The sequence below is a fragment of the Rhodococcus sp. 05-2255-1e genome (assembly GCF_002259025.1).
GTDB classification, from domain to species: Bacteria; Actinomycetota; Actinomycetes; order Mycobacteriales; family Mycobacteriaceae; genus Rhodococcoides; species Rhodococcoides fascians.
In genome coordinates this window covers 58,210-83,720 of sequence record NZ_NOZE01000048.1, presented here as the reverse complement: position 1 = coordinate 83,720, position 25,511 = coordinate 58,210, and the positions used below count along the sequence as shown (strand labels likewise).

The following is a 25,511-nucleotide window of genomic DNA, read 5'->3' as shown; positions in this document are numbered from 1 at the left end:
CCGCGAGCACTAATTTCGCGCGCACGCCTTTGCGCTGTGTCGTAGATGATCCAAAATTGGGCTAGCAGACGGTGCCAAACGTGTTCGTCCAGGTCGCCGATCTGCAGCGTCGACTGTGTCTGCTCCCGATCACGCTTGGCCGTTACCTGGGCAGCTGTGGTGATCGATGCAGCAGCGGGGGAGGGCTTACGATGCGGCCACCGACCCGCGTCGAGTGCTCGATGTAGTAGTCGAGCATCGGGTGAAACTCGGCAGGGTAATCCCTTAGCCAAAAGCTTGCACGGTGTTCGACGAATTTCGACGCAAACCCCGCGACACTCAGACAGCGGTGGTGTGGGCAACCGGACCGCATGTATGGATCTCATAGCGATACTCCATTGCCGCGTGTCCGAACGGCGAGGACCAAACGTGGCACAACCAGCCATTGCTTACGACTTTGCGACGGACTCCTGTCACGGGCGGCGAAGTAGCCCTGCAGGTGTGGAAGCGTACGCGGGGTCGTTGAACACGGCGCTGTCTTCGCCGACATGCTCCGCAACGCCAGCGGGGGGTGGCCCGAGGATTTCAGTTTTGATGCAGCCTTTGGTCGAGTCGAGCCAGGTACGGGAATCGGCCCCAAGTCGAAATGGATGGGCCATGTCGTTGGAAATGATGTTGCGCATGATGTTGTACACCGCCGAATTGGGTTGCCGGGCCAGGAGCTGATTCATCAGCGATTGCCGGGTGGGCACCAGGTATTGCGGTTTCTTTCCTGTTGGGGACATGCACTCGAGCATCACGTTGGTCGATGCAATCAACTTCACGAGCTGGATAGCCGTTGCTCGCTTTTCCTGGGCGATGGCCACATTGACGGAAAGTGCGTCGGTATAAAGCGGTATCCCCACTTTTTCGATAGGTTCGGAGCTCAGCGGCATGACTGAATAGGTCGAGGCGTCGACGTTGTCGATGAAGTGGAAGATTTCGGTCAAGCCTACGAAGGCTCGACCGATCCGCTGGTTCCATTTCGTGATTCGGTCGTAGCCCGAGTCGGGATATGTCGCCTGGGCGTACCCGGCGATGTTTCGCAGCACCTGCATGTCGGCGAGGCCTTGCTGATCGAGTCCTGGACAGGGGGGAAGGGCGGGAGTGAGCGGAAACTGGCCCGACTCCTCCATGACGGCCTGCTCGTACATGCACGCGACGGTCGTTCCCCCAGTAAAATCCAACAGCATGCCTTGACCCTGCGCGGGCCAGACTGCTTTCGGATCCCCGTCGCCGAGGATTTTGTGTAATTCTTCGACAGTCATCCCCGGCGCACCCAGTGCTGCGTCAGTGAGACGGCGAATCAAAATTTGCATGCACCCTAAATACGGTATTCCTTGATACTCCGAGGATTCCGTTTTCAGCGATGCGAGAGACCACGGGTAAAAGTCTGCGGTGCCGTCGATATCGAACTCGACACAGAACTGACGCATGTGATCAGCGAAGATGCAGTCGTAGGCAAAAACGTCCACAGTGGACGGCGGATCGCCTTTGTAACAGTCGTAGGTGTAGACGAAATTGAGAGCGACATCCGGTTGGACGCTGTGCCACGCGGCTCTGATGGTGGACTCGAACCATTTCGGTTCGGGCGTGTACGGGTACAAGGCGACGTTCAACGTGGATGCGTCGCTGGCTGGAGGTGGCTGGTTGGTGGGGCCGGAATCCTTGTTCAAACTGCGTCCGAACTCGGTACTGGTCACTGCACACTTCCCGTCATCACACTGTCTGCAGGGGAACGGCGATTGCCTCATACAGTCGCATGATTTTCCGAAAGTGGCAAGGATCACATTTACTTACCCTCGATCCACGGACTGAGGTGACCCACTGTGGTCGATGACCGAATTGTGGGGTCGGGACTGGTTGGGCGTGTTTCGTCCGCTGGTCTACCCAGCATTTCCACGATTGTCGTTGCTCGGGCCGAGTCGGCGGGTCGGGTGAGGATCAGGCGGGTGTGGGTGGGCTGATGCCAATGATGTTGCGCCATAATTGAAGCCACGCATCGAGCCACGGCCAGTGTCGCGGCAGGTGCAGTGTGGGTGTGCGTTGTGGCCGCACGAAACGCGCGGCAATGTTGACGATTTGCGCCGTAGCGTTATTCCGCGAGCTTTCGCGTGACGCCCGCCGGAGACGGTTCCGGCGGCGCGCAGCAGGTTGTGGGCGATCGCTGCGCACTGCACCCAGGCAGAGCTCGCGCCAAACGATCCTGACGGCATGTGCGCGAGCGGTCCGTCGATCAGATCCGAGAACACAGTCTCGATGACCGCGTGTGCACGGTGGACGACATCTGCGGTCGTCGTCGGCAGGGTGCTGTTGGTAAAAAACGGGTGATACCGCCACACCGGAAACAATGCATCGCGGTAGCGGGCGTCTTTGACCCGCCGCACGATCAACCGTGCAGAAACAGGATACGCGGTGGAAGAGAAAGCGGTGAACGATGTTTCGGCGACCTCGGCGTCGGAGATCCAGCCGTCGGTGTCGGGGTCGCGGACCGCTCCCGGGTAGCGCACGGGCGTCCACGCGGTGTCAGGGATGGAGGCGATCGCTCGTTGGACGATTCGGTTCTTGATCAGTACGAACGAGAACTTGATGCAGGCGCGTACGACGCGGCTGTTGCCGTAGGCGGAGTCGCCGCGGACCATGATTTTCCCGCTGGCGAGACTGGATGTCGCAGCTCAGCCCTAGTCATCCGGGCGAGCACGGGTGGCCCATTCTAAGTCGACTCTCAGCCCGGTCGCCTGCCCTCCGTACGATCAAGGGGGTGCTGACCGATCCACTGCCGAATTCCGGCTCACTTGAGCGCTATGAGGCTTTGCCCACGATTCTCCAGCTGAGGAGCTACCTCTCGGAGATCCAGGCGGAGCCGACCGAGTGGATCTCGGTTCTACGGAATCGAGGGAGCGGAATCAAGTACAGCTCGCTTCAACCTCTTCTGGTGGCGACATCGGACCAGCGCAAATTCCTCGCCACTACCGATTGGTCCATCAACGACCTCGGCGAGCCCAGTTACAGCTCTGATCGCCTCCCGGCCTTCCGCGACGGCTTGACCTCCAACCCTGATGGCTACGACCTTCATCTGTTCGTCAACGTGTCCTGGGTGCCATCGGCAACCACAGAACCCGTTATCGAATTCACGCCGTCGTTCGTATGGTGGTTGGGCCTGATCACGCGATCGAACGAGACAATGTATCGAACTAATCACGCGGGCCGCGATGAGGAGGTCGTCGAGATCGTCAGACCGAATCCTGGTGAATACGAGGTTCGAGTCAATGCACGGCACCTCCGAAAGTATCTCGCGGCCCGGAGCATGAGCCTGGTGATCCAGCACGCCCATTCTCGGGCTGACGACAGCGTGCATGAAGCTCGGATCGACCTTGAGATTCGCACCAAAGACGCAGCGTTCGCCTACACGGCGTGGGACGCGTATCGGGGGCCTGGTTTCGTAGCGCAGTTGGTTGGGAAACAGGCAGTTTTGCCGTTCGCGTCCGCTGGCGAGCACCCCGACGATCTGCAAAGGCCTGAGCGGTTTCAATCGTTCATCGTTGACATCGACCCCTCGACCGGCGACGAGGTTCGTTTGAGTTGCGAGCGCGATGAAGCGAACTACCTCACCCCAGTCTTCTTCGACACGGATGTTCTGACCCGATACCGCGACAACCCAGACCGCTACACGGTGCTGCGGACCGATGTCTCGTGCCACGGTCGGTGGGCCATCGATGTCGACATCAACGGTGCCAACCTCGTCCAGGTGTGGCTGGGACACCTCATCCGGCTACCCGAGACCGAGCGAGAGCACTGGCTCACACACAACGTCCCGCCGAACGGTGGAATAACCATCACACGTAGCGTGCGGGACCTAGCGGGCCAGTGGGTAGAGGACGAACGCCCTGACCCTGCTCGGCTGAGACGAGCTAAGGCAGAACTCATCGAGGCGTTCACTGGCTACTTCGGTGAGTCGTTGTACAAGCAACTCGGCCCGGCTGACCTCCGTGCGTTCGATGCCTTGGCATTGTGTACCAATCCAACCGAAGGCCAAAGCGACAACGGTGTCATGGTTCTGTCGAAAGGGATCGTGGATGCACTCGATGTCAAGACTCTTCGAGAGTCCTCGGGCGCGGACACGAATAGTCCTTCGCTTGCCTGCCTACAGCTACTCGTCGAGAACTTGGGTGCCGACCCGAATGGTCTCGTCGGACCCCTACGCCAGCTTCAGGGAATCCGATCGGCAGGCTCGGCCCACATGAAGGGCACGAAATTTACGACTGCGCTGTCGGCCGCAGGACTGAATTCTCTTCAGCCGGACAAACAATTCGAGACAATCGTAGATCGGGTTACGATGGCTCTGCAGGGCTTGTCCGAGCTGTTCCGAAGGACGCCCCCGCAAGTGTGATGGTGCCGGTCATTTTGTTCCAGTCTCGCTCTGATCATGGGTTCGCATTGATCTCACCCCACGCGTCTAACGCGTGTTGGTAGGTCGCCACAGCACCCGATTCAGTCGGAGCATCGCAGAGCGCGATCGCAGCCCTGGCAAGCGACGCGAGCGCAAGATCTCCCAGATCCAAGATCGCGTCGTCGCCATGACTGAGCAGAGTAAGCATCGTGGTAGCCATCATCTTCGGATGTTCCAGGACTTCAGCGGGCTGAGGCTGGCCCAACTCGATCAAGGCCAGCGCTTCGAGAAACATCGGTACAGCGAACGCCACCCTCGGATTGATTGCGCTCATAGCGTGAAGGTTAGCAATCGGCCGAATACCGGATGTTCTGGAGAATCTCTGAGACGGTGGAGGTATGACATCGAAACGTACCTCCGCCGGCGACAAACGCGCCCGCAAGGTCCAGCAACGTCGAAAGCGACTTGCACAGCAAGGGGTCTCACGTGAGCAGCACGCTGCGCTGGTGCTCGAGCGCAGCGGTGATCCCTCGTTCGTGCAACGGCGCACCAACGCCGACGGTGGGCGCACTCTGTCGTGGAGCAAGGACATGGTGGGTGGTGCGGAGCTCAACGACTCTCTCGAAGAGCAGCGACAGGCGTTTCGGGACAAGTTCGGCCGAGATCTCGGGCCGAACGATCCATTGTTCTTCGACCCAGCTGCTGACACGCCGCAGGAGATCAGTGAGGAGAACTTGTTGGCGGACGTGGACTCCCTGATCGACAAGGCCCGCGAAGCAGGGGAGAACCCCGCCTACTTCCAAGCATGGCGCGACACCGGGTTCTTGCTCACCGAACACAACATGCATCTGTTCTCCGCGTCGGATATCGACGAATGGAACGCGGCGCTCGAACGGCATTGGGACGAAGCGGCATTCGGGCCGTTCGACGATGCATCTTAGGACCTACGGCATGTTCGGGCGGCTGCAGCGAGTCCGAGAGCGGTGGTGAAATTCCCACGCCGCTGACCGCGCGCACTGAAGTCGGATGGGCGAACTTCGGGTTTTGGTCACCAGTTAGTGCTGTGTCGCGTCGAACGGCAATTGCACCCTCGCACTATTTGCGCTCTAATTATGTACATGACTACTTTGCCGGTCGCGGATGCGCGTGCGCGTCTGTCCAAGATTGTGGACGATGCAGAACAAACCCACGCCCGGTATGAGATCACCCGTAATGGGCACCGGGCTGCTGTGTTGCTCGCTGCCGACGATTTCGATGCGCTGCAGGAGACCATTGCAGTGCTATCGGATCAGGAACTGCTGACATCTCATCTTCGGGGCGTGGCGGAGCTGCCTGAGGGTGACAGTCTCGATGCGAAGGAGTTGGCCGAGGTCATGCGGGTCGCTGGCCGGTCTACCCGCGCGTGAGTGAGCCTGAAGCGCCGTATCGGCTTGTGATTGCTCGATCAGCGTCTCGCGCTATCAGTCACACTCTTCCCGAGAAGGTCGCCGCTGCGGTGTACGAGTTCATCACCGGAGCATTGCTGGAGAATCCGCAGCGGGTCGGGAAGCCCCTGGCCCCGCCGCTTTCGCCCGCCTACAGCGCCCGCAGAGGCACCTACCGGGTTCTCTATCTGATCGACGCCGGGCAGCGCATCGTGCAGGTCACCGCGATCTCACACCGGTCAGATGCCTACCGCTGAGAAGATTGCGTAGCTACCGGATTATGTTGCGGAGATCAAGCCTCGTAGGCGTAAGGCTTCCACCAATGGTGGGTGGGTCGCGGTCTCCATCCAACCAGATTTTCGGTCCGCCTTGCTGCCGAGTGAGTCGGATACTGCGCTTCGCAGAATTCGGAGGGCATCTTCGATCGCCTCGCGATCGGCGTGATCGCGATCGAACCAACTCATGTCCGCGCCGATGACTCGTTCGTACTGCACCAGGGCACCATCCTTGTTCACTCCCGCTGTCTCCATCAGATCTAGTGAACCGATCGAGAAGACCAGAGCCCGAGTGATCGTTGTCGGCATTCCGCGCCGGTTTGCTTGGTAGACGGTCGGATCGACAATCCGGCCCATTGCCGGAATCCACAACACTAGGTGTCCTGTCCACCATGTGTCCGACTCCCATTTCGGTGTGCGGCTTCCCAGCTCCACCCACTGCTCGTCCGACCACGCCACCTGCCCGTACACGACCAACGGCTCAGCCTCGATCCCGTAGTCACGCAATGCCGGAATCAGGCAACGCACCGCAGCAATGCAGGTGCCGGAAAAACCGCCCTCGGTGTAGGCCTGCCAAATCTGGCAATGCCGGTCGATGATCTGCACTTCTGCCGGTGCAGTCACGCCAGGATTCGCAGGGGGACGGATCCCCGCTACCGGTGGTGTGACGTACCCGGCCCGCTGCGCCCATTCTGGCAATGCAGCGGCTCCCGGACCGCTACGCGATCGCCCTGACCCCTTGCCTGCACCCTTGCGTTTCTTGCTCACCGGTGACATTTAGACGCTCCCAACCCACCTCGACTCTCTGCCCCGTCGCAGGAGTTTCGCGTCCCGACCGTACCGGCCAGGTACGACACTTCCCGCACGCTAACGATCACATCCCTGTATTCAGGTTGACATGGTTGACATGACGCGAACAGCCGGGGATGATCAGGGTATGTCCACTGTCGAGAAGGATTTCGAGGTCATGGCGCACCGGCTGGTCGAGGCCAGTGGCGCGCCGGACGAGCGTGATCTGGCGTATGCAATAGCGGGCCTCGGCGGCATCGTCAACGGCCTCAAGGCGCGTCGCGCGTGGAGTGAGCACGTAGGGGAAATCTTGACCCCCAGTCAGGCCCTCGACGTTGCGGGTTGGACGCGTGCTGCCTTGAGCAAGGCTGTGAAAGAGAACCGCGTTCTTCGGTTGACCGGCAGCAACGGCAAATACGGCTACGCCGCCGCAGGCTTCACCGATGCCCAACCGGCGAAGCCGATTCTCGGCATCCAAGAGGTGCTGCGTGTGTGGGCGGGGCAGGACCCGCGTGGATGGTTGGCGGTCGCGTGGCTGACTACCGAACAGCCAGAGCTCGACGGCCGTACACCTCGGCAAGCACTTCTCGACGGGGACGTTCCTACGGCTGCTCGCGCTGCCCGGGCTGCGGTCAGTCGGCTTGCGGCGTGAGCGCTGAACGCGCCGTCGTTCATCTGTTCGAGCCCAAGCCCGTCGGTGAATTGGCGGAGCGATTTCCGTCGTGCGTCTACCCGGCTGGGGCCGAGCTGTTTCGATCGCATCAGGCCAGTCTGGGACCGTGGTGGTACTCATCGAATGGCGGCGGCAGGTTCGACCTCGAAGCCCCTGATGGGACTTGCTACCTGGCCGAAGACGAAGTGGTCACTCTCCTGGAGATTTTCGGTGGCCAACAGGTCGTGCCGAGATACGAGGTCGATGCGCGTGCAGCGTCGACGATCACGTTGGATGCTGATATCAGGCTCGCTGATCTGACTGCGAACACCGGTGTCGCGCTCGGAGTCACGGCAGAAATCTTTACTACCGCCGACTATCCGCTGACGCAGCGGTGGGCGGCCGCGTTACGGGAGGCCGGGTTCGAGGGTCTGCGGTACTGGGCCCGCCACGACCTCGAACATGCCCGGCGGTGCATTGCACTGTTCGGGCAAGCGGGGGTGGCAGGCGAGGAGCATCGTCATACCGTCCAGGCCACGGTCACCCTGTCTGAGCGAGCGGACCTGCTGGAGCGGTGGCGTGAAGAAACTGGTGTCGCGATCTTGGACGTACCAGATCTGTTGTAGCGATCGTGGTCAACCGCCCGCAAGGTATTGCTAACGAAACTTACAGTAAGTACTGTAAGTCTCATGAAGATCAGCGCACGTCCTCTGCTCGACAATTCCGTCGACGCCGAACTGTTCGTCGGCCGGCGAGACGAACTCGCCGCGATATGGGACGGATTGAACGCTGAGCTCAACGTTCTGGTGACGGGGGACCGCGGCACAGGCCGAACGTCGCTGCTTAGACAGCTGCAGCTCGACAGCCGAGAGCCGTTCACCGGTGCCCGCCGCGAAGGCGACTTCCCGATGAGCTTCGTTCGGGTCGAGGGGATCTCGGACGGCCGTGACGTGCTCGCCCGCGTCGTAGAACAGGTCACCGGCGAACCGGCAGTCGACAGTGACGGGCCCGACGTCTTGCTGCGGCGATTGAGTGACTTTCGCCTGCAGTTCATCGACGCCACGCTTCGGAGGTGGGCAGCAGAAAGCGACGACGGCACTGCTCCGCTTGGGACGCGGCTGTATCCGGTGATCATCGTCGACGACGTCACCGCATCGGCCGGGCACGCACTGTTCGGGCGGTACCGCGATGAGGTGTGGGCGACGGGATACCTGTGGGCGGTGTCGGTGCGTGAAAGTGACCGTCAAGGTCTCCTGACTCCGCCTGCAGATGCATTCTTCGAGAAGATCGTCGACGTACCCCCGCTCTCGAGAACGGAAAGCATCAAGTTGATCACTCGCCGCGCGGGAATCGACATGGAACCGCAAGCCAGCACCCTCGCTGATGCGGTAGGGCGAAACCCCCGAGATCTGGTAAGTGCTCTGCGGGGATTCCTGCAGGACCCCGGGTCGTACGAGGACAACTACCTGGCCCTCGCCGATAGAGACAATGCGCTCTGGGCTTTGGGTCGCCCAGCGTCGATGCTGGCGGCCGAAATGAAGGTGCGGGGCCCGGTCAGCGCATCGGATGAAGACTTGCTGGCCGCGTTGGGGTGGACGCGTCCTCGTGCTGTACAAGTCTTCAAGCAACTTTACGAGAAGGGGCTGGTCCGGAGCAGCGAAGTCTCGTCAGGTCCCGGGCGGCCGCGGCGGGTGTACGAGTTGACTCCGCCGGCGGAATGGCTGCGGACCGAACACGCTGATCCGGAGGACCAGAAATGAGTGACGCCCTACTGCGTCAATTGCGGGACTCGAAGGCCTTCGACCCGTCGCCGGATCCGGATCGTATGTGGCAGGTCCATGTGCCGTTCGACGTCCTCACTGGCCCCGTGAGTGGTGACTACGAGCAGCGCTTCATGGACGCTGTTCGGCGGCGTGAGCGTGTGGCTCTGATCGGTGCCAGTGGCTCGGGTAAGTCCTCGATCACCGAGTACGTGATGGACGCTCTTCACTCCGAAAACGTTGCAGCACTGAGGATCAGGATGGGATTTCAGACCGACTCCCTCGTCTCCGATCCGGCTGAATTCCCGCGTCTGTTGGTCAACACCATCGCCAAACAGCTCGACGAGAACCGGGCAGTCCAGAAGATTGCTCGGGAAATGCGTGGAGGTTCCCCACATCGACCGGTCAAATTCTCGGTTGGTCTCCCATGGTTGGCCGGCAATCTCGCGATCGAGCTCGGCAGCGTGGTGAACGAACCATCGCAAGGTGAGGATGTCGTGGATCAGGCCATCAGGGTCCTGGAACTGATTTCGCGCAGTGGCTTGATTCCGACGCTCGTGCTCGATGACACGGACCAGTGGATACGTCGTCCAGGTATCGGCGTCGATCCGGAGCCGCGGATCGCAATGTTCTTCGGCTTGACTCTGAGGATGATCGCCGAGCGACTTCCGGCAGCATGTGTCGTCGCCGTCCATAACGACTACATCGACAGCCCCCACTACAAACAGGCTCGCGAATACCTGAACACGCGAATCACCCTGCCCGCCTTAGCTAATTCAGCCGCGCTGGGGTCGATCATCGGTAGGCGGGCCCGCCAGGCCGCGGGAAATCCGAATCTCGGCGCGGTCGACGTCATCGACGCTGACGCCCTCCAGCATCTCTTCGACCACTACGGGGCCGGTCGCAGTGTCCGCCGGGAGCTGGTCGTATTGCAGGATGCGTTGGTACGAGCGTGTTCTGCAGTAAGTGAGACCATCGCCGCAGCTCACGTCGTCGCTGCGATCGCTGCAGGCTAGGACACGACTACCGGCGTAGGTAGTTCGCAAAATGCATCGCCTGAACTGCAATTCGGGTTTACCAACCCCTTTGCAGCTTCAGTAGTAGGTGTGAAACTGCTTGGCCCTGTCCACCGCATCGAGGACCTCAGCGTCGAGGCCTTGAGCTTCTCGTTCGATCGCGTTTACCCGTCGCTTCATGCCTGCTCTGGCGAGCCACGGCGACCACATCAGTCGACTGAGCTGCGCTGCTGACAAGCGCACACATCGCCCCAGCGCAGTGTTGATTCCCCCGGCTTCTTCCTGACCGTCTTTCTGCTTTACGTCGTCGTCGCTCGTCAGGCGCGCCACAGTGGCCAGTTGGATGTACAAACGCAGTGGCCGTCGCGGAACCCGTGCAATGATCGCGGCCGTCTCAAGCTCGCGGACACTGTCCTTGAAGTGCTGAAACGACGGATCAGTGGACGACGACCCTGCCCATCGGGTGCGTTCGGTGCTCGCCAAGTGCCGGAGAACCTCGCTACGCAGTTGACGGCGTTGCTGACTGCCGATCAGGTACTGGCCCGCAAAGGATCCGATACCGAGAGCTCCGATAATCGAGGCCACACCACTGATATCCATTTCGTAACAGTATTCGGATCCAGAACTTGGGGTCGGTTGACGCAACGTGAGTGGTGAAAAAGGAGAGATTTTTCCGTACCTATTGCGCCTCACGCGGCAGCAGATGTTCCGACTCCCGAATATTTGCCGGTGCTCGAAGTGTCCACCTCCGCAGGCATAATCGTGGACTGTTGGAGCCGATCGACTTTGGAATGGCGAAATTCCTCGCCTAGGGACGGTAGTGCTTCGGTCGCCGACAGATGGTCGGATCCGCGCGTGCGAATCGGAGTAGAAGGCAGTCCTATGTGGCGATGGACCGGAGAGAGTGTGACATGACGGTTGCCGATCAGAAGGTTTCGGAGCGGGAGAATGCCGAGCATCGCGCGCGTCCTCCGCAGAAACGTGCGCAACGGACCCGTGACGCGTTGATTACCGGTGCGGCTCGAACCATCGCATGTGGGGGAAGCGGCGTCACGGTCAACGACCTGATACAGGCTGCAGGGGTGACCAAAGGGGGCATGTACTTCCACTTCCCATCGAAGGACGCTGTTGTTCATGCAGTGGTCGACCAGGCTGCTCGACAATGCGAGTTCCTCCGGGCGCATCGCCCGTCTACAGGAGACACTGTGGCCGATGTTCAGGACTTGCTCGGCGGCTACTTCACTCATGCGAAACGGTATTGGTCTCTGAGGGCAGCAGCGGTGTTGTGGACCGACCTCCACTACGAGGACGTCGCACGGGCCGCGACCTACCACCCTCTCAGGGCCGCGGTCCTGGCCCTTCTGACCAGCAACGGCAGGCTGCCGACGATATCGGTGGACACTGCCGATGCTGTCATGGCCATCGTGTGCGGCGTGACGACCACCGCCGGGCCGGGGGGCTTCGGTGACGGCGGCGATCTCGACACCGTCCTGCGGTTGACGGGGCCCGTGATCGCGGCTGCCGGTGCAGTGGCGGTATGAACAGCGGTGGCGGGGACTCCGGGAAGCCTTGATCTCCGCCGGTTACCCGCGGCCGGTAGTGGGCGACGAGCCGGGCCAGCTCACGTTGTCGTGGGGCACCGGTGTCGGCGTACGAGAGATGTGTGTGAGCCCTTCAGGGGTGGTCGCCCGGACACCGGACGCGGTCTTTGCCTTGGGCCTGTTACGTCAGTCGGCAGCAGACTGGGTATCGCCGCTGCACCCGCTGATCGCAGAGCCGATCGTGCGCACATCCGAATCGCCCTTTCGGGTAGTCGAGCCGGTGACCAACATCGTTCGGAGCGCGTCGGTGATCCGGCGTTCGATGACGTGCCAGGTGAGTTTCCTGGGCTGTCAGTGTGCGGCGTTGTACGCCTCTTCGATGTCGGTGGGGATGCGGCCTCGATCGCCGATCTCGTGACCGTTGTCCGCCGCCCACTGCCGAATTGCGCGAGTCTGCGCCGGGTCACGCTTGGCCGGTGTCCCGGCTGTCGAAGGCGTCGACGCGGTTGCGGGGAAGGGTTTACGTTTGCGTCCGCCAACCCGCGCGGCGTGCTTGATGTAGTAGTCGAGCTTTCTGTGAAACTCGCTGGCGTTCTTTGCTTTCAAGTCGATCACGTACTCGACGCCCTGGACCGCGAACTCGATCGTTTCACCGGAGTCGTCGATGACCGATCCGTCGATGTCGTCGACCAATTGAATCGTTTCTAGCTTGGCCACAGTGAAGAAACCCTCTCGCAAAAATGTATGGAAGACAGCTAAGTGAGCGTATAACGGGTCTGCGTGGTCGTGACAACTGTGGGTGCGGCGCGCGTGGTTCGGATGCAGGATCGAGAGAGTGCGATTATGGGCAGCGCTCCATTCGTGGTCGGCGATGAAGCCCAAGTTACTAGTCGGGCGATGACGTCGACGCCGTCGAATGTCTGGTTGTGCTGTTCTGACGACCGTTCGATCAGGGAAATGAGGCGGACCAGCCCTTCCGCGTATCGGGCCAGGGTCCGCGGCGAGAGGTCGTAAAATCGGTACACCCATATCGTCCCGGAAGTGGCCTCGTTGAGAACGCGCGCGGCCGTGCGCGGATCGATGACAACGCTGCCGCCTACATCAGAGGGGTCGTATTCGCCCGTGTCGGCGGGTCCTTCGACATTCTGCGCGTAGTAGCCCACAACGTTGGTCGCGTCTGTGTAGCGGTACCTCTTCGCTTTCAGTGCGCGGAGCAGGAAGCCCTCGTAGATGTAGTTGTCACCACGCTTGGTGGGGTAGACCGTGCCGTCGTTGTATCCCTGATACGCACTACGCTGATCATCAGCGACATCGACGCCGCCGAACCCCCTGATCAGGATTAACGGTCGGCATTTTATTTCGCCCATCTGAACCTCCACGAGTGTTCGTCGCAGCAGGCACATGCCCCCGCTGTAACTCGTCGTCCTTGACTCAAATCGACGGGTGGAGATACCTGAGGTGCAACCGCGAACCCGCTGAGCTGGTCGTTGCGGCCAGGCCGCTTCTGATGGTCCTCGTGTTGGGGGGCGATGTCACTGGTAGTTAGGGCTGACAACCGTTTGAACGGCAGACCCGTTGGCCTGCGGATGAGAATTCGAGCTGTTCGTGGTGTCCGGTCCTGACGCTAGTGTGCATCGACAGAGACAGCCAACAGGGGCCTTGGCCTATCGGTGGGGGTGAATGATCATGCGAGACAAGAGCGGTGGAGATGTGAACGTCGACGGAAGCGGGGACGCCGTAGGACACGTCGTGGACAGGTTCGCCGCGGTGATGACCGAATTCGACGTCGATACTGCCGGCGTGGGTGTGCCGTGTATCGATTCGGTGTGGCAGGGGGAGTTGCGGGGATGAGGGGCCGGCAGCTCGTCGTTGTTGACGTCCACACCACGGGGCCGTCGTTCGAGGCTCACGAGGCCTTCGAGCTCGCCGCGATCGACGGTGCATCCGGGAGGGTGTGGGATCTCGCGCTGCCTTTGACATCGGCACAGCTCGAACGGGCGGATTCAACATTCCTGCAGCTCAGCGGATACCACCGTCGACGGCTGGTGGAAAAGGCGCAGCATGACGCGTTGACCATTGGAACGGAGCTCGCGGCGCTCAGTGATGTGTTGGCTGGAAACACGCTCGGCGGCGCAGATCCGGAGATCCATGCGGCATTTTTGAGCAAGGTCTTTCACCGGCATGGTGTCCGGTCGCGTTGGCACCACCTGCCCGCAGATATCGCGGCGTTGACCGCCGGTGCCCATGGGATCCCCGCAACCAACATTCCGCGGCTGGAGGTGTGCTGCGAATTGTGGAATGTGCAGCTCGCGGAATTTCCTTCGGCGCTGGATCGGGCGCACGCTGTCGCCGATTGCTTCGCGGCGTTCGACCGCAGAAGCGGACGGGAATCGGTGTCGGCAACGCTCAGAGGCGAGTAGGTGTTGAAGCAGCCGCTTATTGCGCTGGGCCACACCTGAGCCCCGCAGTTCTGTCTCGGTAGTCACGCTATCGCAGGCGGCGAATCCAGACGAATGGTATTCTACGAGTTAATACTCGTATTTGATGGCAGCGGCCGTCACCGTTGGACGTGGGGATCTGATGGATCTGTTCATCGATGTCATAGCCTCAATCGCTTCCTGGTGTGCTCCGATGGTTCTGCTCGTGGCTGCCGCAATCCTCTTGGTGGAATCCGGCTTGCTCGTCGGGTTTCTCCTCCCGGGTACTGGCACGGTTCTGGCGGTCGGTGCTCTCGTGGGGCTGGGCGAACTTGATCCCGTCGTGACGGCGATCGTCCTGATCGCTTCGTCGACAGCAGGGGCTCAGCTGGCCTTTCGGTCCATCAGGCGTGGATCGTGTCGCGCTGATATCGCCGGCGCAGGCCGCTTTGCGCGCCTGATCAACAGGGTGCTTGCTCGGGCACGTCAGTTGTTTTCGGGGGATGCGCGCGTCGGGACAGTGACCACGCATTTCGTCGGAGGCGCGAGGACCTTGGGGCCACGTCTCGCTGCGGGTTCCTCGTTGTCGTTCTCGAGGTTCGCGGTGTTGAATATCGTCGCCGCAACCGTGTGGGTCACTCTTCTGTTGACCACGGGAAGCGTGTTGGGAGCCAACCCCGCGTGGATCCCCTGGGCCACTGGCGCTTTCGTCGTGGCCGTAGTTGGAGTCATCGCAATTCGGGCATTTCGGCGCAGTGACGCTCCGGTTCCCGGCGGCACAATTCCCGCCCGTCGATCTGATCGACGGGGCGGGAATGCGGCTGTGCCGTGCAGTTGTGCCCGTGTCATTCGCGGCCGGCTGATACCCAACTCATGTCGGGTGCTCGGGTTCCGGTGACGGCGTCGGCGAGGGTGTCGAGGACGGCGAGCTGGTCCGCGGTGAGTTCGATGTGCACCGAGCCCGCGTTTTCGGTGACCCGATCCGCATTCCGAGTGCCGGGTATCGGAACGACGGGCAGCGCGAACTGTGTACCTTTCACCCGTAGCCACGCCAATGCGATCTGGGCGGGCGTGGATCCGTGCTGTGACGCGATGTCTGTCAATGGGGCGAGGGCGTCGGTGTTCGTTTCGAATGCGTCGAGTTGAAAGCGGGGTAGATACCGCCGAAAGTCGTTGTCGCCGAGCTGTTCCTGTTTCACTTTTCCGGTGAGCATTCCGCGTCCCAGTGGGGAGTAGGGAACGAATCCGATGCCGAGTCGAGCTGCGGTCGGGACGATGGCGTTCTCGACGTCGCGGCTGAACAAGCTCCATTCGGACTGGACCGCGGCGAGCGGATGGGTCCGGTGCGCTCGTTCTAGTTCGGGGGCGGTTACTTCCGATACTCCGATGTGCCGGACTTTTCCGTCGGCGATGAGCTCGGCCATCGCTCCGATGGTGTCGTCGATCGGGATGTGTGGGTCGACCCGGTGAAGGTAGTAGAGGTCGACGACGTCCACGTCGAGGCGACGCAGGCTGTTGTCGATGCACTGGCGGACGTAAGCCCTGTCTCCGCGGCTTCTGCGGCCGGGTTCGGTTACGGAGGTATCGATACCGAATTTGGTGGCGACGGTGACCTCGTCGCGACGGTCGGCGAGGAGTCTGCCGATCAGTTCCTCGTTGGTCCCGAGGCCGTACACATCTGCGGTGTCGATGAAGTCGATGCCGAGGTTGACGGCGTGATGCAGGGTCTTCAGTGCTTGGTCGGGGTCGGATTCGCCGTACATCGAGGTCAATGCCATGCCGCCGAATCCGAGTGCGGATACTTCGAGGCCTGTTCCGAGGTTCACGTGTGGGAAGTCGGTCATGATGCTGTCTCCTTGGAGGCGCTCGTTTCGGGTCGACCGCGTTCGACTGCCTGTGTGTCCGCGGGTCCGGCCACTGCGGTGAGGTAGGTCCGTATGGCTGCAGGGTTCTGCAGCGAGCCGGTCATGCCCACTATGCGGTCGGGACGCACGACAGCGACACCGCCCTGTCCGAGCTCGCTCGAAACGATCTCGTGGGTGTCGATCACGGTGGGAGTTGCGCTCAGAAGTGTGGTGGGGGAGTGGACCACGACCACGACGTGCAGCCGCGACCCCCACGAGTCGAGGATGGCATGTAAGGCCCGGAGTTCGTCGATACTGGTGATGGTGGCCAGCGCCAGGACTCGTCGGTCATCGAGGAGGTCGGGCAGCAACTTGTCGACCTCTCCGTCGAACTGGACGGGATGCGGGGGCAGGAACTTGCCCGGCGAGATGGTTCGACCGCGCCCGCCCCCGCGGGCCACTGACGGGCCGTAGGCCGTATCGATCTGCGCCAGTTGAGGAACGACACGCCGGGTGAGGAGCCCTGTCGCCGAGAGGATTCCGAGGATTCGGTCGCGGATCCACCGCGAAACGGCAGCACGAGTTGTCCACAGTTTCGTCTGAAGATCGGTCATCGCGGCGACCGATTCTGCGACGGGTCGTCGTTCGAGTTCATATGTTTCGAGTAGTGCTGCATCGGCTCCGTCGACCGCTACTGCTGCAAGTTTCCACGCGAGATTCGCCGCGTCCTGTATTCCGGTGTTCATACCTTGACCTCCCGCAGGACTGTGAATATGTGCAGCGTCGCCGGCAAGGATGAATCGGCCCGACACGTAGCGCGAGGACAGTCTCCGGTGTACTCGAAAGTCGCTCTGCCAAAGCACATTACTGACCCGGAAGCGGCCGAGGCCGCGTTGGCCGAGCATGATGTTGGCGCGATCGGTGATCTGAGTCGGCGGTATGAGCGCAGGGGAAGCGGACTGACGGTGTCCGAGAAATACCCGGTGTCCACCACCTGGGAGCGGGACGACGACCGTCACCCCGTCCGGGTGGAGATGGTACTGAGCCTCCCCGACCGACCCATCGGTTTCTAGGGTGCCGTCCACCAGCAGAAAAGCGTCGTCGTAGCTGTCGCCGTCGAAGTCGATGGCCGCTGTTTTCCGCACGGTGCTGTGTGCACCGTCGGTGCCCACGATCCACTCTGCTGTTGTGGTGAAGCGGATTCCGCTCGGACCGACCAATGACGCCCTCGCCCCGTCGCTGGGCCCGGCAGGGTCCGGATCGAGGGCACCGAGGAACTTGTGCCGCCAGCGGACCGTACCTCCCAGCGCCTGGTAGAGCTCGAGGAGAGCTGCCTCGACGAGGGGCTGCGGAAGGGACAGGGGTTTGTGCAGGCCGGGCTGGTCGAGGCCGGTGAAGTCGACGTGGCCGATCTGTGACCCTTTCGACCAGTACGACGCTCGGTCGAGAGTGACGCCGGCATCGAATACCGCGGGATCGACACCGAGGATGCGCAGGCTCTCCTGGGCGGCACTCCAGAGTACGAGGGCTTTCGGTTCGGTCGAGGGCCCCGACTTGCCGTCGATAATCATGTGGTCGACGTTCCTGCGGGCGAGCTCGCAAGCAAGCGTCAGACCTGTGGGGCCCGCGCCGACGATGAGGACGGTGTGCTCGGTCATGTCCGGACTCCTGACGGGCGAGGCGGGGCGAGGCTGGATTGTTCGGCCGAGATCACGTCCTCGTATCCGGTGGACGGCGCGTCGCGGGGTAGGGGAGAGGCCGCTGCGTGCGGGTCTGCTGCCGCGGGGTCGACGAGGAAGTCCTTGCGTCTGATGAGGGTGAATGCCGCGATCGCACCGATGAGGGTGACGATTCCCGCGATCGTCGTGACCTGATGCAGCGCCGAGATGAACGCGATTTCTGCTGCCACCCCAACGTCCTGCCCGGTCTCTTGCAGCGCCGCGACGGCCCCGGAGGCCACGGCGTCGACGGTGGCGTCGAGCTGGGCCGGAGTCAGGGCGGATCCGTACGCGGTGTCGAGTTCGGATTCGATGGTGCGATGAGCCAAAGCTCCGAGTACCGCCACGCCCAATGCCGCACCGACCTGCTGGAATGTCTCGTTGATCCCAGCTCCCATCCCTGAGTCTTCGGCCCGAACGAGAGCCACTGCCGCGCTCGCACGGGGTGGATTGTGTAGTCCCATACCGAGTCCCGCGATCACAAACCCCGGTAACAACGCCGTCCAGCTGTCACCGACGTCCGCGAATCGAAACAACAGAAACCCGATTCCTGTGCACAACAGCGAGATTCCGATCAGAATCGATGTCGAGATCCGGGCGCTCAGTATTCCGCCCACGGCACCGGATATCAGCAGGACGCCGGTAAGCGGCAGGAACCTCAATCCGGTCTCGATAGCCGAGTAGCCCAGCACGCCTTGCATCCACAGCACCGAGAACAAGATGGTGGCCGTGACGGCGAAGTTGATCGCAAACGTTGCCGCGGACAGGCCGTTGAAGGAACGGTTTCCGAACAGGACCATGTCGAGCATGGGATTGCGGACGCGGCGCTCGACCACAGCGAAGCCGAGGAGGGCGAGCACACCGACCGCCAACGCTACCGCGGTACGTGGGTCGGTCCATCCCACGACGGGTGCCCGGATGATTGCAAAGATCAACGCGAACAGACCTGCGGAGAACAGTGCCAGACCGAGGGGGTCGAGACCGCGGCGCGCGGTCGATGTCTGGTGGTCCCGGACTTTCAGAGCGACGACGGCCAGAATGATCAGTCCCACAGGGATATTGAGGTAGAACACCCATCGCCAGTCCACTTCGGTGAGGATGCCTCCGATCAACGGTCCCGCAGCGATGGCGATGCCCGAGGTGGCCCCGAAGATGCCGAAGGCGGTTCCTCGTTGGCGGCCGTGGAACGTCGCTGCGATCATCGCTGGGCCGACGGCGTACATGATGGCCGCGCCGAGGCCTTGAACTCCACGTGCTGCGTTGAGCAGAGTTGCTGACCCAGCGAGACCGCAAGCCACGGACGCGAGGGTGAAGGCCAGCGCGCCGACGGCGAAGATCCGGGTGCGGCCCAGTCTGTCCGCGATCGAGCCGGCGGTGAGCAGAAACGCGGCCAGTGCCAGGGCGTAGGCGTCGATCACCCATTGCAACTGCTCGAAGCTGGCCGAGAGGTCTCGTTGTATCGCGGGCAGTGCGACGTTGACGACGGTGAGGTCCAAGAACAGCATGAATGTTCCGAGGCAGACCGCTGTCAGCGTCCACCAGCGTTCGGGGGCCGACTGCAGCGGTTCGGGGGTGCTCATGCGGACTCCTCGAGGAGCGCGTCCGCGGTGGGTTGCGCGGCCGGCTGCTGGCGTCCGAACCAGGCGTCGATTGCCTCGATGGCTCCCGCGGTGTCGGTGAAGTGATGTATCTGCATTCCGTGCGCTCGGGCGGCTTGGCAATTGCGTAGGTCGTCGTCGACGAACAGGCATCGAGCGGCAGGGACGCCGAGTCGTTCGGTCGTCCGGCGGTAGATTTCGGGTTCGGGTTTGCGGACACCTTCGTTCGCGGAGACGACCTCGACGCTGAACAGGCCTGTGGGGACGATTCCTCGCCACTCGGGTTCCCATTCTCGGACGTTGTTGGTCAACAGTCCCAGAGTTCGTCCTTCGGATTTCAGCGTGTGCAAGTAGTCGAGAAGTTCCGAGTTGGGGACCCGGCCGGAGAACCATGCCGGCCGGAACTGTGACAGGTCGATAGCGCGTCCGGTCATGGTTTCCAGTGCCGATCCGACTCGGTCGAGGAAGGCCGCTTCGGTGATTTCGCCGCGTTCGAGCGGGGCCATGATCGTTTCGTCCGGGTCATCGTGCGCGGTGAACAGGGCACCCATCAGGTCCTCCGGTTGCACGGACATGTACTCGGTGAACGCCGCGATGGTGTCGGCGATGGGGTTGGTCAGGACGCCGCCGTAGTCGACGACGAGAACGAGGGGACCGGTGTCGATACTGTTGTCGGACATCGTCATCCCACCTCGACCTGCGAGCGGACGATGACGACGTCACCCTGGACGAGTTCGAAAGATGCGACGATCCCAGTCCCGGACTCGGTGGGTGCGGTGTCGATCAAGCGGCAGTAGACAGGAAGCTCGTGTTCGGCGAAGTCGAGGAACTGGATGTCGTAGCGCACCGGGGAACCGACCGACGATTCCGGCAGTGAGTGGGTGTCGAGGACGGCGCACACCGATGCCTGCCTGCACGCTTCGGTCAAGAGCATCCCCGAGACGTGGTCGACCTTGTGATCGGAGAGCGACGGGTGGTTGTTGTCGACGACGACCTCGTACGTCGTGTCGGGGTGTTCGGTGCCGGTGGAGGCGATGACGACGTTCTTCGAGTCCCGCCGGGCAACGCGTGCAGGCGGAAGCGGAACGGCGGCAGAGGTATACGGCTGATCGGGGGTGTTCTTCGCTGCCCGCCCGGCCGCGCGCATCTCGGCGAACATCTGCTTGGGCATGAAGCTCAGGGATCCGACGAATTCGCCGACAGGCACGCCGTCGAGAACGGTCTGGTACCTACCGACTGCCCCGGTCAGGTACCCCTCGACGTGGAACCGCTTCTCGAATTCGACTCGGATGACCAACCGGCCCGGTGTTTCCCCGACCTGGAGGGCAGCGAGGTCGGTCACCGACACCGAGGCCTTGCGGAAGACGAACGCCCAGTCCTTGGGTACTCCGTAGAACTGGTGACTGATCAGGATCGAGGCCTGCCTGCATGCCTCCACGAGGATCATGGGGTCGTACCGGTCGTCGAGTCGGTCGCTGTAGAGGGCATGCCCTCGCGGTAGCTGCGCGGCGACGACGAATCGGTTCTCGCCCGTCGCAGCAGCGTCGGTGAGGAAGACCTCGCTGACAGCTGCGCGGTGGACGAGGCTTCGCGGCACAGTGCGATCGAATGTCAGTTCACTGGCGATATCGAACGGTGGTGTGGTGACAGTCATTTCTTCCCCCAGGAAGGTGGTCGCAGATTTTCTGCTTTGTGCGAAACGCACCGATCGGTACGTGGTTTCAAGTACAGCGCCACGTTTTCGATAAGTCAATTCTTTTCACGTTAATTCCAAATGTTCGGAAAGTGATTCCCGTAACAATATAATTTCAGTTCGAGCGCAGATATACCGCCAGTAATTCGAGCACTATTGTGAGCCTGTGCACACGGTTAAGTGCACAGGCTCGCAATAGTGCGTTCAGCTATTTGATGCCGATCTGATGCGGTCAGTGGGGTTGTCGGGCGTCGAGCCACTGGTCGAGCGAGTCGAAGACGATGGCGGCGTTCCGTGCGTGGCCCATGTAATGGCCTGCGTGAGGAATCGTGATCGCCTTTCTGTCCGATGTTCCGGTGAACGATGCAATATGTTCGTCACCGAATTGCACGCGTGCGTCGTCCTGTCCGTAGAGGCCGAGAACTGGAATGTCTATGCTCGACATTTTGGCCAGGTCGAGAAGAATTCCGGGGCCTTGTGAAAGCATGTCGCCGCACGGGTGTTGGTTCTGATAGGGCGCTGCTGTATCGATTACTTGTTGTTCGGTATCGGCATAGTTTCCTGTCACGAATTCAGTGGTTCCTTGGTCGTAAAAGGTGTAGCCCTTGGCGGCGGGATTGTTTTCCGATGCCGAGCCTCCGGTGAGGCAGCGTGGTGTGGCGGCGAAGAATCTGACGTAGGCCTCGGGTGTCAGTCCGCGATCGGCCCAGTCCATGACGACGAGAGCGTCGACGTCGTCGAAGGTGTAGGCCTCGATCTGGACGATCTGCCCGCCGTTCGACTGGCCGGCGAGGGTGATGTGCCCGAAGGTGGGGGCCGTTCCGGATGCATCCCATTGATAGGTGCCGGTACGCAGCGCTTGGACGATCTGATGGGCCATCGTTGCTTGGGACCCCACGCACATGGCCCCGCCTGCCGGAGCGTCGCTCGTGTCGTATCCGAGTCTGTCGATCGTCAGTGAGGTCTGTCCGCGAGCGGCCATTTCGTAGGTGTGGTGGTATCCCTCGACTGGAAGACGCCAGTACCATTCGCCGGCTGCGATGCCGTGTTCGTAGAGGGTGATGGCGTTGCCGAAACCCTCTGCGGGAGCGGTGAGATGGCCACGGATGGTGTAGGTTCCGCCGTCGGCGGTGCACGGGACGGCTGTGTCGTTGGTGTTGCGGACTGTGAAGGACACCGGTACGTCGATCACGTCCGATCGGGTCGGCTGCGCGGAGGCGATGGCCGTTCCACCGAGAAAGATGGCGGTCGACGCGACGGTTATCGCAATCGCGGCGAGGAGCCGTGAGAGGGGGTGATGGCGGCTGTCGAGCATGGGGTACTCCGATCGGGGCGGGGATGTGGTGGCTGGGAGCGTGCGAGTGCAGTGCTCATACAGGGGTTTTGGGTCTTCCAGGGTCGACTTCGGTACCAGGTGTATCGACGCGTGGAGCATCGGTGATGCCGATGAGCTGGTGCAGGCGTGCCAGTGGGCGCGGTGCCCACCAGTTCCAGCGGCCGGTCAGGGCCATGATGGAGGGGACGAGGATCGCTCGGATGACGGTGGCGTCGATCAGGACCGCCAGTGCCATGCCGATTCCGAGTTGCTGAAGGAAGGTCACCCCGGAAGTGGCGTAGGTGGCGAAGGATGCGGCCAGGATGAGAGCTGCTGCGGTGACGACGGGTGCGGAGCGTGAGATGCCATCGATGATGGATTGGCGATTGTCTCCGGTACGGTCGAATTCTTCTTTGATGCGCGAGAGCAGGAAGACTTCGTAGTCCATCGACAGGCCGTAGGCGATGCAGAACATCAGGATGGGGATGCTCGGCTCGATGGCACCGGTAGGGGTGAAACCCAGCAGCCCAGCAAGATTGCCGTTCTGAAAACCCCACACCAGGACACCGAACATGACCGTCAGTGACAGCAGATTCAGAATGGTGGCTTTGATGGGGGCGATGATCGATCCGGTCATCACGAACAGAATGGCGAAGGTGATCAGTGCAATGAGCACGGCCACGAGCGGGAGCCGGGCGGTGACGCCGTCGGTGTAGTCGTCGAGCATCGCGGGTGAGCCGCCGACGAGTACCTGGCCGGGAGGCTCCACCGACCGTACCGCGGAGACGAATCCGGCTCTGTCGTCCAGTGATTCGCGAGTCGGTACCACCGAGAGGTAGCTGCCTGCGGTGTCGGGAGTGAAACGGACGGCGCCGTTCGGTGGAGCAGTGAGCGCCCTGTCGGGTTCGACGGTGCCCAGTGCGCTGTCCACTCGTAGCACCTGGGGCAGTGCTGCGAGATCGGAGGCGTACCGAGCGAGGCCGTCCGGTGCGATGGTCGGTGCGACGAGCAGAATTGCGTCTGCATCCTCGCTGGCGTAGTCGTCGCGGATGGTGTCGTACAGGGCGCGGACCGGAACCGACTGCGGCAGGATGCGATCGTCCGGTGCGCCGAACCGAACGCCTAGTACCGGCGCTCCGAGCAGTATCAAGATCACCACACCGGCGATCGCGAACACTGCAGGTCGGCCGGTCGTGGCCACGGTGATCCGCCGCCACACGGTACTTCCGTCGGTGTCCGGTTCCTTGCGCCGTAAGGCGCGGTGCCCGAGCAGCACCAATGCGGCCGGGAGTACGACCGTAGCGGCGAGCACGGCGGTGGCGACGACGGCTATCCCGGCGTAGGCGAACGAGGCCAGGAACGGGAACGGGAAGACCAGCAGAACGGCCAGTGACGCGGCGACGGTGGCGCCGGAGAACATGATGGTGCGTCCGGCTGCCTGCGCTGCTCGCTGCACGGCCAACGTCAGGTCAGCGGTGCGGCGGGCTTCCTCTCGGAAGCGGTAGATCAGGAACAGTCCGTAATCGACGCCGAGTGCAATGCCCATCACCAGCGCGATGTTCGCCGCGAAGGTCGATACTTCGGTGAAGGCTGCCACCACGCGCATGATGGCCAGGGTGCCGACGACGGAGAACAGTCCGGTTGCGAAGACCACTGCGGCGAGACGGAGCCGCCGTAGGACGGCCCACAACAGTGCGATCACCAGCGGGGCGATGATCAGCTCTGCTCGGAGAAAGTCGGTCCTGGATTGTTCTGCGACGGAGCGGAACACCTCGTCGCTGCCGCCGAGAGCGATGTCGATGTTCGAGGTAGCCGACCGGCTGAGTGCCTCGTCGAGAGCGGGAAGGACCTGTTGCCGGATTTCGGTGGCGTCGCCCGGTGCCCACGCCTGGATCAGCGCCGAGCTGCCGTCCCCGGCGGCGAGGGTCGGAACCTCTTCGGTCCAGTAGGACCATGTGTCGTCGATGCCGGGGAAGGTGTCGACGAACTCGGTCAGACGTAACCCGTCCGCGGCGACGGCCGAGCTGTCGACGTCGCCGGTCTTCGCGGTGACGAGGATGGTGATGTTGGGTGTGCCGGTCTGAAAGGTGTCGTTGAGCAGCGCCTCGGCTGCCGCAGACGGGGCGTTGGTCGCCTCGAACCTGTTCAGGGACAGTGCATTCATCGCACCGGCAGCGACTGCTGCGAGCACGAGGAAGAGGACGCCGGCCACTACGAGGGTGAGGCCGGGTCGAGTTGTGGCGAATCGGGTGGGCATCGCGGGTCCCCCTGCTACCGTGGATACGAGCGATTGCTCGTGATTTGCGAGAATACGAGCGAAAGCTCGTCTTGTCTACCGGAAAGCCTGGAGTTCACATGCCGAATACCTCGACGCCAACTACCTCTCCTGCACCCAAGCGTCAGGATCGCGGACTCAAGCGCATCGCTGCGATCCTCGACGGTGCGGAGGAGTTGTTCGGAGAAGTCGGGTTCGACGCAGCGACCACGAACGCTATCGCCAGCAAATCGGGCATGTCACCGGGTTCGCTGTACCAGTTCTTCAGAAACAAGGAAGACATCGCCGCAGCATTGGCGGAACGCTACGTCGTGGAGTTGACCGACGCCCAATCGGCCGCGGTCGATCCGCGACCGGACGGCTTCGTGGAATCTCTACCGCAGTTCATCGACCGGGCCGTCGACAATATGGTCGCCTTCAATGCGGCCAATCCGGCTTTCCTGCAACTGTTCTCGCGAGCAGATACCCAGCCTGCCCTGTATACCGCAGTCGTACCATTGCAGAGCGAACTCTCCCAGAGGGTCGCCCAGACCTTGGCCGCACTCGCACCGACCCTGTCCAGCGAACGCATCGACCTCCACGCGCTGGTGGCCTTGCAGATCACCCGCGGAATGATGCCCGTCATCGCCGCAGAAAAAACTAACAAGAAGGACCAGCTCGTGACCGAGCTCAAGGCGGCACTGATTCGTTACCTGTCCGAGGCACTCGCCTCACCCTGACGGAACAGAGACCCGCGCCGCCGCAGGCCGTGCGTACTCCCAGTCTGAAAAAAGCTGCAGCAGTAGC

At 62.0% G+C, this 25,511-nt stretch carries 25 protein-coding genes and 1 pseudogene; 12 read left to right on the top strand and 14 right to left on the bottom strand.

Going from position 1 to position 25,511, the window contains the following annotated elements; translation table 11 throughout:
• Positions 1-452: 452 nt before the first annotated feature.
• Together bcmE and CH262_RS26705 are read right to left on the bottom strand one after the other, a co-directional pair.
• A complete protein-coding gene (bcmE, locus tag CH262_RS26710; protein ID WP_032364993.1) occupies positions 453-1,721 on the bottom strand; it encodes a thiamine pyridinylase in 1,269 nt (422 codons plus the stop codon).
• 241 nt (positions 1,722-1,962) lie between these two features.
• Positions 1,963-2,669, bottom strand: a pseudogene (locus tag CH262_RS26705) (transposase); the annotation flags it as partial.
• A 110-nt stretch (positions 2,670-2,779) separates the two neighbouring features.
• Here CH262_RS26705 and CH262_RS26700 point away from each other — a divergent pair.
• Positions 2,780-4,408 (top strand): hypothetical protein, encoded by a 1,629-nt coding sequence (locus tag CH262_RS26700; RefSeq protein ID WP_052049375.1) that lies wholly within the window; start codon positions 2,780-2,782, stop codon positions 4,406-4,408.
• Between the two features lie 34 nt (positions 4,409-4,442).
• Here CH262_RS26700 and CH262_RS26695 read toward each other — a convergent pair whose 3' ends face one another.
• On the bottom strand, positions 4,443-4,742 hold the full coding sequence (locus CH262_RS26695) for a hypothetical protein (RefSeq protein ID WP_015586093.1): 300 nt from the start codon (positions 4,740-4,742) through the stop codon (positions 4,443-4,445).
• A 64-nt stretch (positions 4,743-4,806) separates the two neighbouring features.
• On the opposite strand from CH262_RS26695, the gene CH262_RS26690 reads away from it, so the two are divergent.
• The 3 genes from CH262_RS26690 to CH262_RS26680 all read left to right on the top strand — a co-directional run bounded on the left by CH262_RS26690 (position 4,807) and on the right by CH262_RS26680 (position 6,089).
• Entirely contained in the window at positions 4,807-5,349 is a 543-nt protein-coding gene (locus CH262_RS26690) for a hypothetical protein (RefSeq protein ID WP_015586094.1), read from the top strand.
• A 177-nt stretch (positions 5,350-5,526) separates the two neighbouring features.
• The gene (locus CH262_RS26685; RefSeq protein ID WP_230591632.1) at positions 5,527-5,814 is read left to right on the top strand and encodes a type II toxin-antitoxin system Phd/YefM family antitoxin; all 288 of its coding nucleotides are present in this window, start codon (positions 5,527-5,529) and stop codon (positions 5,812-5,814) included.
• Between the two features lie 26 nt (positions 5,815-5,840).
• The gene (locus CH262_RS26680) at positions 5,841-6,089 is read left to right on the top strand and encodes a type II toxin-antitoxin system RelE family toxin (RefSeq protein WP_371828030.1); all 249 of its coding nucleotides are present in this window, start codon (positions 5,841-5,843) and stop codon (positions 6,087-6,089) included.
• Positions 6,090-6,110: 21 nt separating this feature from the next.
• Here CH262_RS26680 and CH262_RS26675 read toward each other — a convergent pair whose 3' ends face one another.
• Complete coding sequence (locus CH262_RS26675; protein ID WP_032364994.1) at positions 6,111-6,731, bottom strand: hypothetical protein; 621 nt, start codon at positions 6,729-6,731, stop codon at positions 6,111-6,113.
• A 313-nt stretch (positions 6,732-7,044) separates the two neighbouring features.
• Here CH262_RS26675 and CH262_RS26670 point away from each other — a divergent pair, with 313 nt between their 5' ends.
• The 4 genes from CH262_RS26670 to CH262_RS26655 all read left to right on the top strand — a co-directional run bounded on the left by CH262_RS26670 (position 7,045) and on the right by CH262_RS26655 (position 10,324).
• Positions 7,045-7,548 carry a hypothetical protein gene (locus CH262_RS26670; RefSeq protein WP_015586098.1) on the top strand — a complete coding sequence of 168 codons (504 nt, stop codon included), beginning with the start codon at positions 7,045-7,047 and terminating at the stop codon, positions 7,546-7,548.
• Positions 7,545-8,174, top strand: a complete 630-nt coding sequence (locus CH262_RS26665; RefSeq protein WP_015586099.1) for an RES family NAD+ phosphorylase — start codon at positions 7,545-7,547, stop codon at positions 8,172-8,174. Before CH262_RS26670 ends, CH262_RS26665 begins: the two co-directional genes overlap by 4 nt.
• Before the next feature lie 63 nt (positions 8,175-8,237).
• Complete coding sequence (locus CH262_RS26660; RefSeq protein ID WP_015586100.1) at positions 8,238-9,308, top strand: ATPase AAA; 1,071 nt, start codon at positions 8,238-8,240, stop codon at positions 9,306-9,308.
• Positions 9,305-10,324 carry an ATP-binding protein gene (locus tag CH262_RS26655; protein WP_032364995.1) on the top strand — a complete coding sequence of 340 codons (1,020 nt, stop codon included), beginning with the start codon at positions 9,305-9,307 and terminating at the stop codon, positions 10,322-10,324. The genes CH262_RS26660 and CH262_RS26655 overlap by 4 nt, the downstream gene beginning before the upstream one ends.
• Before the next feature lie 78 nt (positions 10,325-10,402).
• Here the strand turns inward: CH262_RS26655 and CH262_RS26650 are convergent, their stop codons facing one another.
• Positions 10,403-10,924 (bottom strand): hypothetical protein, encoded by a 522-nt coding sequence (locus tag CH262_RS26650; RefSeq protein ID WP_015586102.1) that lies wholly within the window; start codon positions 10,922-10,924, stop codon positions 10,403-10,405.
• Between the two features lie 311 nt (positions 10,925-11,235).
• Between CH262_RS26650 and CH262_RS26645 the strand changes: the two genes are divergently transcribed.
• A complete protein-coding gene (locus tag CH262_RS26645) occupies positions 11,236-11,865 on the top strand; it encodes a TetR/AcrR family transcriptional regulator (RefSeq protein ID WP_015586103.1) in 630 nt (209 codons plus the stop codon).
• Between the two features lie 351 nt (positions 11,866-12,216).
• Here CH262_RS26645 and CH262_RS28305 read toward each other — a convergent pair whose 3' ends face one another.
• Together CH262_RS28305 and CH262_RS28300 are read right to left on the bottom strand one after the other, a co-directional pair.
• Positions 12,217-12,582, bottom strand: a complete 366-nt coding sequence (locus CH262_RS28305) for a histone-like nucleoid-structuring protein Lsr2 (RefSeq protein WP_015586104.1) — start codon at positions 12,580-12,582, stop codon at positions 12,217-12,219.
• Positions 12,583-12,620: 38 nt separating this feature from the next.
• A complete protein-coding gene (locus CH262_RS28300) occupies positions 12,621-13,244 on the bottom strand; it encodes a hypothetical protein (protein ID WP_230591901.1) in 624 nt (207 codons plus the stop codon).
• A 307-nt stretch (positions 13,245-13,551) separates the two neighbouring features.
• On the opposite strand from CH262_RS28300, the gene CH262_RS27910 reads away from it, so the two are divergent.
• Positions 13,552-13,716: a hypothetical protein gene (locus CH262_RS27910; protein WP_155289035.1), complete on the top strand. Its 165-nt coding sequence runs from the start codon at positions 13,552-13,554 to the stop codon at positions 13,714-13,716.
• 101 nt (positions 13,717-13,817) lie between these two features.
• On the top strand, positions 13,818-14,285 hold the full coding sequence (locus CH262_RS26635; RefSeq protein WP_139278538.1) for a hypothetical protein: 468 nt from the start codon (positions 13,818-13,820) through the stop codon (positions 14,283-14,285).
• 842 nt (positions 14,286-15,127) lie between these two features.
• On the opposite strand, the gene CH262_RS26625 is transcribed toward CH262_RS26635, so the two are convergent.
• From CH262_RS26625 to CH262_RS26595, 7 genes are all read right to left on the bottom strand, one after another.
• On the bottom strand, positions 15,128-16,126 hold the full coding sequence (locus CH262_RS26625) for an aldo/keto reductase (RefSeq protein WP_015586110.1): 999 nt from the start codon (positions 16,124-16,126) through the stop codon (positions 15,128-15,130).
• The gene (locus CH262_RS26620; protein WP_015586111.1) at positions 16,123-17,784 is read right to left on the bottom strand and encodes an FAD-dependent monooxygenase; all 1,662 of its coding nucleotides are present in this window, start codon (positions 17,782-17,784) and stop codon (positions 16,123-16,125) included. Before CH262_RS26620 ends, CH262_RS26625 begins: the two co-directional genes overlap by 4 nt.
• The gene (locus CH262_RS26615; protein WP_015586112.1) at positions 17,781-19,424 is read right to left on the bottom strand and encodes an MFS transporter; all 1,644 of its coding nucleotides are present in this window, start codon (positions 19,422-19,424) and stop codon (positions 17,781-17,783) included. Before CH262_RS26615 ends, CH262_RS26620 begins: the two co-directional genes overlap by 4 nt.
• Positions 19,421-20,122, bottom strand: a complete 702-nt coding sequence (locus CH262_RS26610) for an HAD family hydrolase (protein ID WP_052047793.1) — start codon at positions 20,120-20,122, stop codon at positions 19,421-19,423. Before CH262_RS26610 ends, CH262_RS26615 begins: the two co-directional genes overlap by 4 nt.
• A 2-nt stretch (positions 20,123-20,124) precedes the next feature.
• On the bottom strand, positions 20,125-21,096 hold the full coding sequence (locus CH262_RS26605) for a ScbA/BarX family gamma-butyrolactone biosynthesis protein (RefSeq protein WP_015586114.1): 972 nt from the start codon (positions 21,094-21,096) through the stop codon (positions 20,125-20,127).
• A gap of 271 nt (positions 21,097-21,367) precedes the next feature.
• Positions 21,368-22,450: an alpha/beta hydrolase gene (locus CH262_RS26600; RefSeq protein ID WP_015586115.1), complete on the bottom strand. Its 1,083-nt coding sequence runs from the start codon at positions 22,448-22,450 to the stop codon at positions 21,368-21,370.
• Positions 22,451-22,505: 55 nt separating this feature from the next.
• Complete coding sequence (locus tag CH262_RS26595) at positions 22,506-24,707, bottom strand: MMPL family transporter (protein ID WP_052069823.1); 2,202 nt, start codon at positions 24,705-24,707, stop codon at positions 22,506-22,508.
• A 98-nt stretch (positions 24,708-24,805) separates the two neighbouring features.
• Between CH262_RS26595 and CH262_RS26590 the strand changes: the two genes are divergently transcribed.
• Positions 24,806-25,444: a TetR/AcrR family transcriptional regulator gene (locus CH262_RS26590; protein WP_015586117.1), complete on the top strand. Its 639-nt coding sequence runs from the start codon at positions 24,806-24,808 to the stop codon at positions 25,442-25,444.
• Positions 25,445-25,511 lie beyond the last annotated feature (67 nt).